This is a genomic window from Thauera sp. K11 (genome assembly GCF_002354895.1).
Taxonomy (GTDB): Bacteria; Pseudomonadota; Gammaproteobacteria; order Burkholderiales; family Rhodocyclaceae; genus Thauera; species Thauera sinica.
Window position 1 is genome coordinate 3,922,974 of sequence record NZ_CP023439.1, and the last position, 12,950, is coordinate 3,935,923.

The following is a 12,950-nucleotide window of genomic DNA, read 5'->3' on the forward strand; positions in this document are numbered from 1 at the left end:
CTTCCCCCGCATCAGCCCGGCCCCGCCTTGAAGCGCCGGCCGGAATACAGGGCGAGCAGCACGAAGAAGGAGAACACCACCATGCCGCCGGCCAGCCAGTGCGCCTGGGCGTATTCCATCGCCTCGACGTGGTCGAAGATCTGCACCGACACCGTGCGCGTCTTGCCCGGGATGTTGCCACCCAGCATCAGCACCACGCCGAATTCGCCCACGGTGTGGGCGAAGCCGAGGATGGAGGCGGTGACGAAGCCCGGCCGCGCCAGCGGCAGCACCACGGTGAAGAAGGTGTCCCACGGCCCGGCACGCAGCGTGGCCGCCACTTCCAGCGGACGCTCGCCGATGGCTTCGAAGGCGTTCTGCAGCGGCTGTACGACGAAGGGCATGGAATAGAACACCGAACCGACGACCAGCCCGGCGAAGGTGAAGGGCAGCGTGCCCAGCCCCATCGCGGCGGTGAATTTGCCGACCAGGCCGTGCGGCCCCATCGTCACCAGCAGATAGAAGCCCAGCACCGTGGGCGGCAGCACCAGCGGCAGCGCCACCACCGCGCCGATCGGCCCCTTCAGCCGCGAGCGCGTGCGCGCCAGCCACCACGCCACCGGCGTGCCGATCACCAGCAGCAGCGCGGTAGTCAGCGACGCCAGTTCCAGCGTCAGCCAGATCGCGGCGAGGTCGGACGCGGACAGGCTCACCGGACTACCTTCCCGCCGCCGCGCGGCGCCACTCCCCCGGGAGGGCGGGCCCCGTTCGGGCTGCCGGGCGGGGCGTGCTCATGCCGGAAGTGTGCCCTTACAGGTCGTAGCCGTAAGCCTTGATCACCGCCGCGGCCTTCGGCCCCTTCAGGTACTCGACCAGCGCGGCCGCGGCGGGGTTGCCCTTGCCGCGGGCGAGGATCACCGCATCCTGGCGGATCGGCTCGTACAGGTTGTCCGGCACGATCCAGGCCGAACCGCCGGTGATCCTGCCGTCCTTGTACACCTGCGACAGCGCGACGAAGCCCAGCTCGGCATTGCCGGTGGCGACGAACTGGTGAGCCTGGGTGATGTTGGTGCCTTCGACCAGCTTGGGCTTCACCGCGTCGGCCAGGCCGAGCTTGTCCAGCACCTGCGTAGCGGCCAGCCCGTAGGGCGCGGTCTTCGGGTTGCCGATCGACAGGTGCCTGAACGCGTTCTTCTTCAGCACCTCGCCCTTGTCGTCCACATAGCCCGCGGTGGCCGACCACAGCACCAGCTTGCCGATGGCGTAGGTGAAACGCGAGCCGGCGACGGCGTCGCCCTCGGTTTCGAGCTTGGCCGGCGTGGTGTCGTCGGCCGAGAAGAAGACCTCGAACGGCGCGCCGTTCTTGATCTGGGTGTAGAGGCCGCCGGTCGGGCCGAAGGCGGCGACCACCTTGTGGCCGGTGTCCTTCTCGAATTCGGCGGCGATGTCCTTGATCGGCGCGGTGAAATTGGCGGCGACGGCGATCTGGACTTCGGCGGCGTGCGCGGCGCACGCGAGCAGGCTCGCACCCAGGACGGCGATCAGGCGGGACAGCGACGGCTTCATGTCTGGCTCCAGTGGAAGAAAGAAAACGGCAGTCATTCAGTCTGCGGCGGCGAGGATCACGCTCGACGCCTTGAAGAACGCGCAGGCGGCGACGCCGGGCGCGATGCCCAGCGCCCTGCAGCTGTCGCCGGTCACCACCGCGGTGACGCTGCGCCCGGAAGGCAGCGCCAGCGTCACCTCGTTGTTGACCGGCCCTTCGTGCACCGCCGCGACCTCGCCCCACAACTGGTTGCGCGCGGTCAGCCGCAACCCGGGGTCGACGGAAAGCATCACCGAGGACGACTTCACCAGCGCGAACGCGTCCTTGCCGATGGCCAGCGCCAGGTTTTCCGCGCTGGTGCGGGTGATGACGGCGGCGATCTCGGTGTTCGCGTCGATGCGGATGCGGACTTCGTAATCCACCCCGCCGTCGCGCAGCCCGGTGATGACGCCGGAAAACTGGTTGCGGGCGCTGGTCTTCATGCTCATGCGGCGCATCAGTTGCCGGAAGCCGCCGACGTCGCAGCCGCCGGCCTCGTCCAGACGTTCGGACAGGCGGTCGAGCGCGGCCTGGTATTCGATCTCGAGCGCGCGGTACATCGCCACCATCTTGCGCCCGTATTCGGTCAGTTCGGTGCCGCCTCCCTGGCGCCCGCCGATGACCCGCACCACCAGCGGCTCGGGCGCGAGGTTGTTCAGGGTGTCGATGGCGTCCCACGCCGCCTTGTACGACAGCGGCACCGCCTTCGCCGCCTGGTTGATCGAGCCCTTGCGGCCGATTTCCTCCAGCAGCCGGATGCGGGTGTCCGAAAGCGCCACGCCGATCTCGTTCTCGAGCGACATCCGGGCGAGGAAGCGGTTGCCGGCCATGGTCTTCGTCGAACTATGTTCCCGGGTTTATATAAAGGACACCCCGCCGCGGCGCGGAATTTCCATGGTCGATTTTCTACAGCGCTTCTGCGTACAGTCCCGTTCGAGACCGCGCTGCAAGGTCGCTACGGATTATATGTAGTAAACACCGCAACGTGTCCCGCCCATCGCAACCCGTCCATCAGGAGAACGCCATGAAGATCAGTGCGCGCAACAAATTCGAAGGCACCGTCGCCGCCGTGACCGCCGGCGCGGTCAATGCCGAAGTGGGGATCGATCTGGCCAGCGGCGACAAGCTCGTCGCCATCATCACGCTGGAAAGCGCCCGGTCGCTGCAACTGGCACCCGGCGGGAAGGTCGTCGCCCTGGTGAAGGCGCCGTGGGTGATGCTGATGACCGACGGCAGCGGCATCCGCCTGTCGGCGCGCAACTGCCTGGCCGGCACGGTGAAGACGGTGACCCCCGGCGCGGTGAATGCGGAGGTGGTGGTCGCCCTGCCCGGCGGCACCGAGATCGTCGCCATCGTGACCAACGACGCCGTCACCGAACTCGGCCTCGCCCCCGGCGTGCCCGCCACCGCGGTGATCAAGGCGTCGAACGTGATCCTCGGCGTGCCGGCCTGAGCGCCGCCGGCGTCAGACCGACAGCACCTGCCGCACGCCGTCGGCATCCATGTCGGCGCCCGCGCCGCGCATGACGATCTCGCCGCGCTCCATCACCAGGTACTGGTCGGCGAGCGCGCGGGCGAAGTCGTAGTACTGCTCGACCAGCAGGATCGCCATCTCGCCGGTGGCGGCGAGGCTGCGGATGGCGCGCTCGATGTCCTTGATGATGGAGGGCTGGATGCCCTCGGTGGGTTCGTCGAGGATCAGCAGCTTCGGCCCGAAGGCGAGCGCGCGGCCGATGGCGAGCTGTTGCTGCTGGCCGCCCGAGAGGTCGCCGCCGCGGCGGCCCATCATCTGCCGCAGTACCGGAAACATGTCGAAGATGCGCGGCGGGATGGCGGAGCCGCGCGGCCGGGTGGCCAGCCCCATGAGGAGGTTTTCCTCCACGGTGAGGCGGGGAAAGATCTCCCGCCCCTGCGGCACGAAGCCGATGCCTGCGCGCACGCGCTGGTAGGACGGCGCGCGGGTGATGTCGCGGCCGCCGAAACCGATGCTGCCGGAGGCGGCGGGCACGAGCCCCATCAGCGTTTTCAGCAGCGTGGTCTTGCCGACGCCGTTGCGGCCCAGCAGCGTGGTGACCTTGCCCACCGGCACTTCGAAGGACAGGCCGCGCAGGATGTGGCTGCCGCCGTAGTACTGGTTCAGGTTTTCGACCTTCAGCATCGCTCGATCCTTTTTTGGCTCATGGCCGTGTTTCCGGATTTCACGGCGTATTCGTTTCATGGGTGGTTGGTCCGGTGACTCGCCGTTTTGGGGAAGCTCTGCGGCTCATGCCCGTAACCGCGCGCCACGCGGGGCATTCGTTCCGAGGGCTGCGGAACTCGCTCGCTGCGCTCGCTCAGACAGTCCTCGCCCTCTCCACGAATGCCCCGCGTGTCGCGCTTGGCGCCGGCGGTGCCCGACGGCTGGCAAACCCGGCGATCCGGCCTGCCTGCACGACCCTTCGGACGCGGAGCCAGCAACCACGCCAAGCCGGATGTGCGGGGTATTCCTGGAAGGGGCGAGGACTGTCCGAGCCCGCAGGGCGAGTTCCGCAGCCCCTGGAAGGAATACCCCGCGCAGCCGGCGGTCGGAACCGCAACCCCCACCCGTCACCCACCACAACCCAGCCACGGCACCCCCGATTCAGCGCCCCAGATAAACCTCGATCACCCGCGGGTCCGCCTGCACCGTGGCGAGATCCCCCTCCGCCAGCACCGAGCCCTCGCACAGCACCGTGACCTTGCCGCCGAGCGCCTCGACAAAAGCCATGTCGTGCTCCACCACCATCAGCGAGTGCCTGCCCGCCAGGCTCACGAACAGTTCGGCGGTGCGTTCGGTCTCGTCGTCGGTCATGCCCGCCACCGGCTCGTCGAGCAGCAACAGCCGCGGCTCCTGCATCAGCAGCATGCCGATCTCCAGCCACTGCTTCTGGCCGTGCGACAGCAAGCCCGCCGGGCGGTCGGCCTCGCCGGTCAGGCGGATCTGCTCGAGCACCTCGGCGATGCGGTCGCGCTCGTCGTCGCGCAGGCTGGCGAACAGCGTGCGACGCACGCGCTTGTCGGTCTTCATCGCCAGTTCGAGGTTCTCGAAGGCGGTGTGCTGCTCGAAGATGGTCGGCTTCTGGAACTTGCGGCCGATGCCGGCATGGGCGATCTCCGGCTCGGTCAGGCGGGTGAGGTCTATGGTCTGGCCGAAGAAAGCCTTGCCCGAATCGGGGCGGGTCTTGCCGGTGATGACGTCCATCATCGTCGTCTTGCCCGCGCCGTTGGGGCCGATGACGCAGCGCAGTTCGCCGGCGTCGATGGTCAGCGACAGCCTGTTCAGCGCGCGAAAACCGTCGAAGCTCACCGTGATGTCGTCCAGGTACAGGATGACGTTGTGCGACAGGTCGAGTTCGCCCGGCTTCACCACGTGGCCGATGGTGGCCTCGCCCTCCCACTGCTCCCGGCTCTGGTTGGCCCGCTCGGCAGCCTGCGCGGCGGCCAGCGCCTCGGCGCGGTCGAGTTCGGTGGTCTGCATCATGCGGTCGCTCCTTTGGCCGTAGTAGCGGCATCGTCCCGGCTCTTGCCGGGGCGGTCGGCGGTACGCCGTGGCGCGGCGGCTGCCACGGGCGCAGCGGGCGGTGCGCGGCGGGCGCGCAGCTTGCGCCACAGGCCGACGACGCCGTCGGGCAGGTAGAGCGTCACCGCGATGAACAGGAAGCCGAGGAAGAACGGCCAGTATTCCGGCACGGTGACGGTGAAGAAGCTCTTGGCGAGGTTGACGATGCCGGCGCCGAGCACCGCGCCGACCAGCGTGCCGCGCCCGCCGACCGCCACCCACACCGCGATCTCGATCGAATTGGCGGGGCTCATCTCCGAGGGGTTGATGATGCCCACCTGTGGCACGTACAGCGCGCCGGCCAGCCCGCACAGCACCGCCGACAGCGTCCACATGAAGAGCTTGTAGTGCAGCGGGTTGTAGCCGATGAACATGACCCGGCTCTCGGCGTCGCGGATCGCCGCCAGCACGCGGCCGAAGCGCGAGGTGACGAGGTAGCGGCCGAGGACGAGGCAGGCGATCAGCAGCGCGGCCGACAGCGCGAACAGCGTCACCCGCATCTCGGGCGAGGTGATGGAATGGCCGAGGATGCGCTTGAAGTCGGTGAAGCCGTTGTTGCCGCCGAAGCCGGTCTCGTTGCGGAAGAACAGCAGCATGGCGGCGTAGGTGAGCGCCTGGGTGATGATGGAAAAGTACACGCCCTTGATGCGCGAGCGGAACGCGAACCAGCCGAACACGAAGGCGACGATGCCCGGCACGGCGACGACGAGGAACAGCGCCCACAGGAAGGCGTCCGAGCCCGCCCAGTACCAGGGCAGTTCCTTCCAGTCGAGGAAGACCATGAAGTCGGGGATGTCGGCGCCGTAGCTGCCGTCGCGGCCGATCTGGCGCATCAGGTACATGCCGAAGGCGTAGCCGCCCAGCGCGAAGAACAGCCCGTGGCCGAGGCTGAGGATGCCGGCGTAGCCCCAGATGAGGTCCATCGCCACGGCGACGACCATGTAGCACAGGATCTTGCCGAGCAGGCTGACGGTGTAGGCCGACAGGTGCAGCGGATTCGATTCCGGCAGCACGAGATGGGCGAGCGGCACGCCGGCCAGCGTGACGGCGGCGAAGAGCGCGATCGCGAGCCAGCCGGAGCGCGGCGTGCTTTGGATCAGTCTGATCGTGAATGGGGTGCGCATTGGGTTGGCGCCTCCTTGTTTCCTGGGTTCAAGACTTCTTGGGGTTCCGTCGGCTGAGTGCCTGCGAACCGCGCCGACGGGGGTATTCGTTCTGCAGGCTGCGGAACTCGCCGTCGCTTCGCTTGGCTCGGACAGTCCTCGCCTGCGCCACGAATATCCCCGCCACCGCTTGCATCGCCTCGGGCCTGCAGGCCGTCAAAACCACGCTGAAATAGCGCCGTGCATGCCTCGCTTGCCTGTATTCACCGCCGGTTTTTTCGGCCTTTCCGGCCCGCCGCGCCAGCGTCGGCCGGGGGTGTCCGCGCAAGGGCGAGGACTGTCCGAGCGCAGCGAGTTCCGCAGCCCTGGAGCGGACACCCCCGGCCGACGCGTTCCCCCGCGACGGCGCAGCAAACAAACGAGTCAGCCATCCGCAAACCGCCCCTTCAGCGCGAAAATCCCCTGCGGCCGCTTCTGGATGAAGACGATGATGAACACCAGCACCAGGATCTTGGCGATCACCGCGCCAGCCCAGCCTTCGAGGAACTTGGAGACGATGCCCAGCCCCAGCGCCGCCCACACCGCGCCGGCCAGTTGTCCCACGCCGCCGAGCACGACGACCATGAAGGCATCGACGATGTAGCCGGTGCCCATCGCCGGGCCGACGTTGGCGATCTGCGACAGCGCCAGCCCGCCCAGCCCGGCCACGCCCGAGCCGATGGCGAAGGCCAGCGTGTCGACGCGCGCGGTGGGCACACCGACGCAGCCGGCCATCGGGCGGTTCTGCGTGACGGCGCGCACGAACATGCCCAGCCGCGTCTTCTGCATCATCAGCCAGATCAGCGTCAGCACGAACACCGCGAAGCCGATGATGGCGATGCGGTTGTACGGCAGCACCACGCCGGCGGCCAGTTCGACGCCGCCCGACATCCAGGCCGGGTTGGCGAGTTCCAGGTTCTGCGGGCCGAAGACCACGCGCGCGGCCTGGATCAGCACCAGCGACAGGCCCCAGGTGGCGAGCAGGCTTTCCAGCGGGCGGCCGTACAGGTGGCGCAGCACCAGGCGCTCCATCGCCACACCGACCAGCGCGGCAGACAGGAAGGCGGCCGGGATGGCGGCGGCGACGTACCAGTCCAGCCACGCCGGCAGATGGCTGCGGAACAGGCCCTGCACCAGGAAGGTGGCATAGGCGCCGACCATCAGCAGTTCGCCGTGCGCCATGTTGATGACGCCCATCACGCCGTAGGTGATCGCAAGGCCCAGCGCGGCCAGCAGCAGGATGGAGCCGAGCGACAGGCCCGAGAACACGGTGCCGACGCCCTCGGCCACGGCGATGCGGCGGTCGATCGCGGCGATCGCCGTGCCGGCCGCGGCGCGCACGTCCTCATGTGCCTCCACCCAGTCGCCGTCGTGCTTCTGCAGCAGCCCTTCGAGCAGGTTCTTCACCGCCGGGTCGGACGATTCGCCCAGCGCCCGCACCGCGCGCAGGCGGGTCGGAGCGTCGGGCGAGGCGAGGTTGATGCGCGCGGCGGCGCGCGCCAGGATGCCGCGGATCTCCTCGTCGGTTTCGGCGGCCAGCGCGCGCTCGAACACCGGCAGCAGGGTCTCGTTGGGATTGTCGCCGAGCGTGATCGCGGCGCCCAGGCGCTCGGCGCGGTCTGCCGACGTCAGCGCCAGTGCGGCACGCGCGCCGGCCAGCGTGCGGCGCACGCGGTTGTTGACGGTGATGAGTTCGACGTCGTCGCGTCCGCCGGCCAGCGCCTCGCCGCTGGCGGCATCGCGCACCGTGTCGCCATCGACGATCACCGCCTTGTCCGCGGCCACGCCGAGATTGCCGGCCTCGAGCGCGTCGAGCACGCGCCGCGCATCGTCGCCGCCGGCGACGCCGAGCGCCTCGATGGCGTTCATGCGGCTCTGGAAATCGCCGGCGAAGCCCGCGAGCAGGGACGGATCGAGCGCGGCCCGGACCGGAGCGGCAGCCAGCACCAGCCACAGGGCGAGGCCCAGCATGCGTCCGGAAAGAATCAGTCGGAACATGGCATCTCCATCCGGAGAGAAAGACGGGCCGGCCTGCGCCGGCCCCAAGTTGCTGCGGGAGGAGAGTACGGTCTGCATGCCGCACGGCGGACTCGCCTTCCGCCGCGGAGCCGGGCAGACCGGCCGGCTCCGGGGAGAAACGCTGCGCTCAGATCCCCTGCTTGGACTCGTTGCCGGGGATGTAGGGGCTCCACGGCTGGGCGCGGATCGGCTCCTTCGTCTTCCAGACGATGTCGAACTGGCCGTCGGCGCGCACCTCGCCGATGTACACCGGCTTGTGCAGGTGGTGGTTGGTCTTGTCCATGGTCAGCGTGAAGCCCGACGGCGCCTTGTAGGTCTGGCCGCCGAGCGCGGCGATGACCTTGTCGGTGTCGGTGGACTTGGCCTTCTCGACCGCCTGCTTCCACATGTAGATGCCGACGTAGGTGGCTTCCATCGGGTCGTTGGTGACCACGGTGTCGGCATTGGGCACGCCGTTCTTCTTCGCCCAGTCGCGGTACTTCTTCACGAACGCGGAGTTCTCCGCGTTCTTCACCGACATGAAGTAGTTCCACGCCGCGAGGTGGCCGACCAGGGGTTTCGTATCCACGCCGCGCAGTTCCTCCTCGCCGACCGAGAACGCCACCACCGGCACGTCCGTGGCCTTGAGGCCGGCGTTGCCGAGTTCCTTGTAGAAGGGCACATTGGAGTCTCCGTTGATGGTCGAGATCACCGCCGTCTTCTTGCCCGCCGCGGCGAACTTCTTGATGTTGGCGATGATGGTCTGGTAGTCGGAATGGCCGAAGGGGGTGTAGTCCTCCATGATGTCCGCATCGGCCACGCCCTTGCTCTTGAGGAAGGCGCGCAGGATCTTGTTGGTGGTGCGCGGATACACGTAGTCGGTGCCCAGCAGCACGAAGCGCTTGGCGGCGCCGCCTTCCTCGCTCATCAGGTACTCGACCGCCGGGATCGCCTGCTGGTTGGGCGCGGCGCCGGTGTAGAACACGTTCTTCTCGAGTTCCTCGCCCTCGTACTGCACCGGGTAGAACAGCAGGCCGTTCAGTTCCTTGAACACCGGGTTCACCGACTTGCGCGACACCGAGGTCCAGCAGCCGAACACCGCCGCCACCTTGTCCTGGCTGACGAGCTGGCGCGCCTTCTCGGCGAACAGCGGCCAATTGGAGGCCGGGTCGACCACCACCGGTTCGAGCTTCCTGCCCATCACGCCGCCATTGGCGTTGATCTCCTCGATCGTCATCAGGGCGACGTTCTTCAGCGCGGTCTCGGAGATCGCCATCGTCCCCGACAGCGAATGCAGGATGCCGACCTTGATCGGGTCGGCCGCATGCGCCCCGGCGGGCAGGCCGATGGCGGCGATGGAAGCGGACAGCGTGAGCGCTTTGACGAAATTGCGGCGATTCATCGACGGACCCCTTGTTATGAGCTGAGAGAAGGCACAACGCCAGCGCGTTGTCGCTTCATGTTCAGCAAGGGGTGTGCCAGAACCCGCAAAGACCCGGCGGGCATGATGCGGACGGGCGCAAGGGCCGCGGCGCCAGCGGTTCCCGGCGCGGCAACGGGCAAGGCGGGCGCGCGGGCCGGATGCGCCAGGGCGGGATGCCGCGGCGCTCCATGCCCGCGACCAATGCACCGCAACACCGCGGATGCACCAAGACGGTGCCCGCAAAGAAAATCGGCACCCGCAGGTGCCGATCGATGCCGTCTGGCCGGGCGGGGATTACATGCGCCGGCGGCGCAGCAGCATGACGAGGCCGCCGACGCCGATCATCGCGGGCACGCTGGGCTCGGGCACGCTCGACACAGGCAGTTGGTCGAACAGGTTGTCCGTCCCGATGCTGTGCCAGGCTTCGGACCCCGGCTGCCACCAGGCGAGGTCGATGACCCCCGCTTCCAGGCGGTTGTAGTAATCCAGCGACACGCCGTAGTAGCCGATGGCGAGTTCGACCGCCGAGTCGCCGTTGGCGCCGCTCAGCGTGTAGTAGTCGCGCCCGTTCGTGCTCCCGGCGTGGGTGGAGTGGGCGACCGAATACTCGCCGTCGCTGCCGCTCAGCGAGAACACGAAGCCGTCGTCCGCGAACAGGCCGAAGTCGTAGAGGCCGGCCGCGGCGATGTAGATGTAGCCGGTGAAGCTGGCGGCGTAGTTGGTCTGCTGCCCGGTCAGGCCGATGATCGGCGCGAGCGTGCGGGCGTAGTCGTACCCCCACGTGCCGTAGGCGCCGCCGGCGGCGAGATCGTTGTAGGTCGCGTTGGCGAAGCTGATCGCCGACGTGCCGCTGACGCGGCCGACGATCCTCGGATCGCCGTCGGCAAGGCCCTGCAGATAGGGCACGTCCACCGTGCCCCAGATGCCGTCGCCCCAGCCGTAGCTGCCGATCGGCATCGGCGCCTGGCCCGGCTCGGCCCACGGCTGGGAACTGAAGCGCGCATCGTCGCGGACCTGGACCCACGTGGCGGACAACCCGTCGCCCACGGCCTGGGCGGCGGTACTGAGAGGATTGAGCGCCGGGGCGGCGATGGCTCCCTGCGCGGAAACCACCGCGATTGCGGCGAGAGCGGCTTGTATCGATCGGAAAAGTGCTGACATGGGGGAGGACTCCTCAACGGTTTGACACGAGTCTACGTCGCATGCCGGCGGCCGGCCGAGGACCTTGTCACACTCGCGCCGAGAAGTGCCGTTTCGTTGCGATCCCCTGCCTGCGGACGTCTCCGCGGCCCGGAAATGACGGTGAGGTTTTCGGGATCGTGCCACGCATCGTGCATTAATCACTCCACCCACGTCCGGCCGCATCGATATAGTCCGGTGCTTTGCCCGGAAGCCCGTCCGAATGCCCCGCACAGCCCACCTGAGGTCCGTCGCACCCGCAGCGCTGGCTGCCTTCCTCTGCATCTCCCCGGCCGCCGCCGATGAGCCGGTGCCGCGGCCGACCGCGGCCGAGCTGTGGAAGCGCCAGGCCGACAACGCCGACCAGATCCGCGCCGGCCGCCGGCAGATGGAGGACGACTGGACGGCCCGGCGCTACAGCCTGATCGACGAGGCGCTGGCGCACAACGCAGCGCTGCTCGAGCTGGCGGCCGCCGACCCCGGGCTGGCGGCAGTGGCGCGCAGCCTGCGCCAGGACCGCCTCGTCGCCCTGGTCGCCCGCGGCGCCGGCAGCGAAGCGTGGGACCAGGTCGCTCTGCTCGAAGCCGGCGGCGAAGCGCTGCCGCCCTACGCCCTGCAGGCGGCGGGCGACGCCGCGATGCTGGTGCGCCGGCCGCGGGATGCGATGCGCTACTACCAGCACTCGCTTGCCACGCAGCCCGGCGACCGGTCGCTCCGCGTCGCGCTGGCCTATGCCCAACTGGAGGCGGAGGACTTCGACGCCCTGGACCGCAATCTGGAAGAAATCGAACGCGCCGCGCCCGACGATGCCGGCACGCGGCGGCTGCTCGCGCAGTTCGCCCGCTTCGCCGATCGGCCGCAGCAGGCGCAGGCACAGCTCCGGGCGGCACAGCGGCTGGCGCCGGACGACGCCGGCAACGATCTGGAAGCCGCCGCGCTCGACGCGATGCACGGCCATCCGCGGGCGGCAGCGGCACGCTACGCGCGCGTGCTGGCGCTGGCGCCGGACAACCTGCGCGCGCGCATCGGCCTGGCCGAATCGGCGCACGCGGTCGGCGACTTCGCCGCCGCATCCGGGGGCGTGGCGGAAGTCACGGCGCTCGCCCCGGAACATCCGGCCGTCCGCCGCCTTGCCGAGGACGATGCCGCGGCGAGGCGTGCCCAGCTCGTCGCCGAGGTCACCGCGGGCCGCGGCAGCGGGGCGATCACCGGCAACGACGACATCACGCACGACGTCTGGCTGTACAGCCCGCGCCTGGGCGATGCGGTGCGCGTCTTCGGCCACCACCACCGCGCCGCGGCGAGCTTCGACGACAACGACGCGGCCCACGCGCGCGGGGCGGTCGGTGTCGAACTGACGCGCGCGGACTGGCAGGCGAGGCTGGAGGCGGGGCGCGAAACCACCAATGCGCGCTCCACCGGCGTCGCCGCGTCGCTGGCATGGCAGGCCGACGACCACTGGTCGTTCCGCCTCCTGCACGAGACCCGCACCGACGACCTGCCGCTCAAGGGCCGGTGGCGCCCCGACGACGGCGATCCGTTCCTGAACGCCCGCCGCAGCGTGGCGGGCCTCGCCTACCGCGTGGACGAGTCGCGCCGCATCGCCGCCGACTGGTCGCACTACCGCTTCAGCGACGGCAACCTGCGCAACGCGCTGTCGGCGACCTGGTTCGAGCGTCTCGCAAGCCGCACGCGCCACACGCTCGACCTGCAGGCTGCCCTCTACGCAAGCCACAACACGCTGGGCGACCGGGTGTACTTCAACCCGAGGAACGATCTGGCGATCTCGGCCACGCTGTCGTCCGACTGGCTGCTGTGGCGGGAGTACGACCGGCGCTTCAACCACCGCCTCGCCGTCACGCTGGGCGGCTACCGCCAGCAGGGCTTCGAGGAGGACTACGGCTGGAATGCCTTCCACGACCTGCGCTACGAGCACGAATGGGGCCTGGGCCGCGACCTGTCGCTGCGCTACGGCGTGGGTACGCGCCAGTTTCCATACGACGGCGAGCATGAACGCAAGAACTACCTGTATGCGCACATCGACTGGCGCTTCTGATCGCAGCGCCC

The 12,950-nt window shown here is 69.0% G+C and carries 11 protein-coding genes; 2 read left to right on the forward strand and 9 right to left on the reverse strand.

The window, feature by feature from the left end; genetic code table 11:
• Positions 1 to 11: 11 nt before the first annotated feature.
• The 3 genes from modB to CCZ27_RS17185 form a co-directional block, all read right to left on the reverse strand.
• Positions 12 to 686 carry a molybdate ABC transporter permease subunit gene (gene modB / locus CCZ27_RS17175; RefSeq protein ID WP_443081560.1) on the reverse strand — a complete coding sequence of 225 codons (675 nt, stop codon included), beginning with the start codon at positions 684 to 686 and terminating at the stop codon, positions 12 to 14.
• A 103-nt stretch (positions 687 to 789) separates the two neighbouring features.
• On the reverse strand, positions 790 to 1,545 hold the full coding sequence (modA, locus tag CCZ27_RS17180; RefSeq protein WP_096450215.1) for a molybdate ABC transporter substrate-binding protein: 756 nt from the start codon (positions 1,543 to 1,545) through the stop codon (positions 790 to 792).
• A 36-nt stretch (positions 1,546 to 1,581) separates the two neighbouring features.
• Positions 1,582 to 2,394, reverse strand: coding sequence for a TOBE domain-containing protein (locus tag CCZ27_RS17185; protein ID WP_096450217.1), 813 nt, complete (start codon positions 2,392 to 2,394; stop codon positions 1,582 to 1,584).
• A gap of 194 nt (positions 2,395 to 2,588) precedes the next feature.
• On the opposite strand from CCZ27_RS17185, the gene CCZ27_RS17190 reads away from it, so the two are divergent.
• A complete protein-coding gene (locus tag CCZ27_RS17190) occupies positions 2,589 to 3,017 on the forward strand; it encodes a TOBE domain-containing protein (RefSeq protein ID WP_096450219.1) in 429 nt (142 codons plus the stop codon).
• A 12-nt stretch (positions 3,018 to 3,029) separates the two neighbouring features.
• Here the strand turns inward: CCZ27_RS17190 and urtE are convergent, their stop codons facing one another.
• From urtE to CCZ27_RS17220, 6 genes are all read right to left on the reverse strand, one after another.
• Positions 3,030 to 3,722 (reverse strand): urea ABC transporter ATP-binding subunit UrtE, encoded by a 693-nt coding sequence (gene urtE / locus CCZ27_RS17195; protein ID WP_096450221.1) that lies wholly within the window; start codon positions 3,720 to 3,722, stop codon positions 3,030 to 3,032.
• A gap of 462 nt (positions 3,723 to 4,184) precedes the next feature.
• Positions 4,185 to 5,063, reverse strand: a complete 879-nt coding sequence (gene urtD / locus CCZ27_RS17200) for an urea ABC transporter ATP-binding protein UrtD (protein ID WP_096450223.1) — start codon at positions 5,061 to 5,063, stop codon at positions 4,185 to 4,187.
• On the reverse strand, positions 5,060 to 6,265 hold the full coding sequence (gene urtC, locus CCZ27_RS17205) for an urea ABC transporter permease subunit UrtC (protein ID WP_096450225.1): 1,206 nt from the start codon (positions 6,263 to 6,265) through the stop codon (positions 5,060 to 5,062). The genes urtD and urtC overlap by 4 nt, the downstream gene beginning before the upstream one ends.
• A gap of 402 nt (positions 6,266 to 6,667) precedes the next feature.
• The gene (gene urtB / locus CCZ27_RS17210; protein ID WP_096450227.1) at positions 6,668 to 8,281 is read right to left on the reverse strand and encodes an urea ABC transporter permease subunit UrtB; all 1,614 of its coding nucleotides are present in this window, start codon (positions 8,279 to 8,281) and stop codon (positions 6,668 to 6,670) included.
• Positions 8,282 to 8,429: 148 nt separating this feature from the next.
• Positions 8,430 to 9,683 (reverse strand): urea ABC transporter substrate-binding protein, encoded by a 1,254-nt coding sequence (gene urtA, locus CCZ27_RS17215; protein ID WP_096450229.1) that lies wholly within the window; start codon positions 9,681 to 9,683, stop codon positions 8,430 to 8,432.
• A gap of 315 nt (positions 9,684 to 9,998) precedes the next feature.
• Positions 9,999 to 10,865 (reverse strand): PEP-CTERM sorting domain-containing protein, encoded by an 867-nt coding sequence (locus tag CCZ27_RS17220; protein ID WP_157748618.1) that lies wholly within the window; start codon positions 10,863 to 10,865, stop codon positions 9,999 to 10,001.
• 241 nt (positions 10,866 to 11,106) lie between these two features.
• On the opposite strand from CCZ27_RS17220, the gene pgaA reads away from it, so the two are divergent.
• On the forward strand, positions 11,107 to 12,939 hold the full coding sequence (pgaA, locus tag CCZ27_RS17225; RefSeq protein ID WP_096450231.1) for a poly-beta-1,6 N-acetyl-D-glucosamine export porin PgaA: 1,833 nt from the start codon (positions 11,107 to 11,109) through the stop codon (positions 12,937 to 12,939).
• Positions 12,940 to 12,950 lie beyond the last annotated feature (11 nt).

Bases quoted from the DNA above. Each gene is read 5' to 3' on its own strand.
- CCZ27_RS17220 (WP_157748618.1), bottom strand. From the start codon at position 10,865: ATGTCAGCACTTTTCCGATCGATACAAGCCGCTCTCGCCGCAATCGCG.
- urtC (WP_096450225.1), bottom strand. From the start codon at position 6,265: ATGCGCACCCCATTCACGATCAGACTGATCCAAAGCACGCCGCGCTCC.
- urtA (WP_096450229.1), bottom strand. From the start codon at position 9,683: ATGAATCGCCGCAATTTCGTCAAAGCGCTCACGCTGTCCGCTTCCATC.
- urtB (WP_096450227.1), bottom strand. From the start codon at position 8,281: ATGTTCCGACTGATTCTTTCCGGACGCATGCTGGGCCTCGCCCTGTGG.
- modA (WP_096450215.1), bottom strand. From the start codon at position 1,545: ATGAAGCCGTCGCTGTCCCGCCTGATCGCCGTCCTGGGTGCGAGCCTG.
- CCZ27_RS17185 (WP_096450217.1), bottom strand. From the start codon at position 2,394: ATGGCCGGCAACCGCTTCCTCGCCCGGATGTCGCTCGAGAACGAGATC.
- CCZ27_RS17190 (WP_096450219.1), top strand. From the start codon at position 2,589: ATGAAGATCAGTGCGCGCAACAAATTCGAAGGCACCGTCGCCGCCGTG.
- urtD (WP_096450223.1), bottom strand. From the start codon at position 5,063: ATGATGCAGACCACCGAACTCGACCGCGCCGAGGCGCTGGCCGCCGCG.
- pgaA (WP_096450231.1), top strand. From the start codon at position 11,107: ATGCCCCGCACAGCCCACCTGAGGTCCGTCGCACCCGCAGCGCTGGCT.
- urtE (WP_096450221.1), bottom strand. From the start codon at position 3,722: ATGCTGAAGGTCGAAAACCTGAACCAGTACTACGGCGGCAGCCACATC.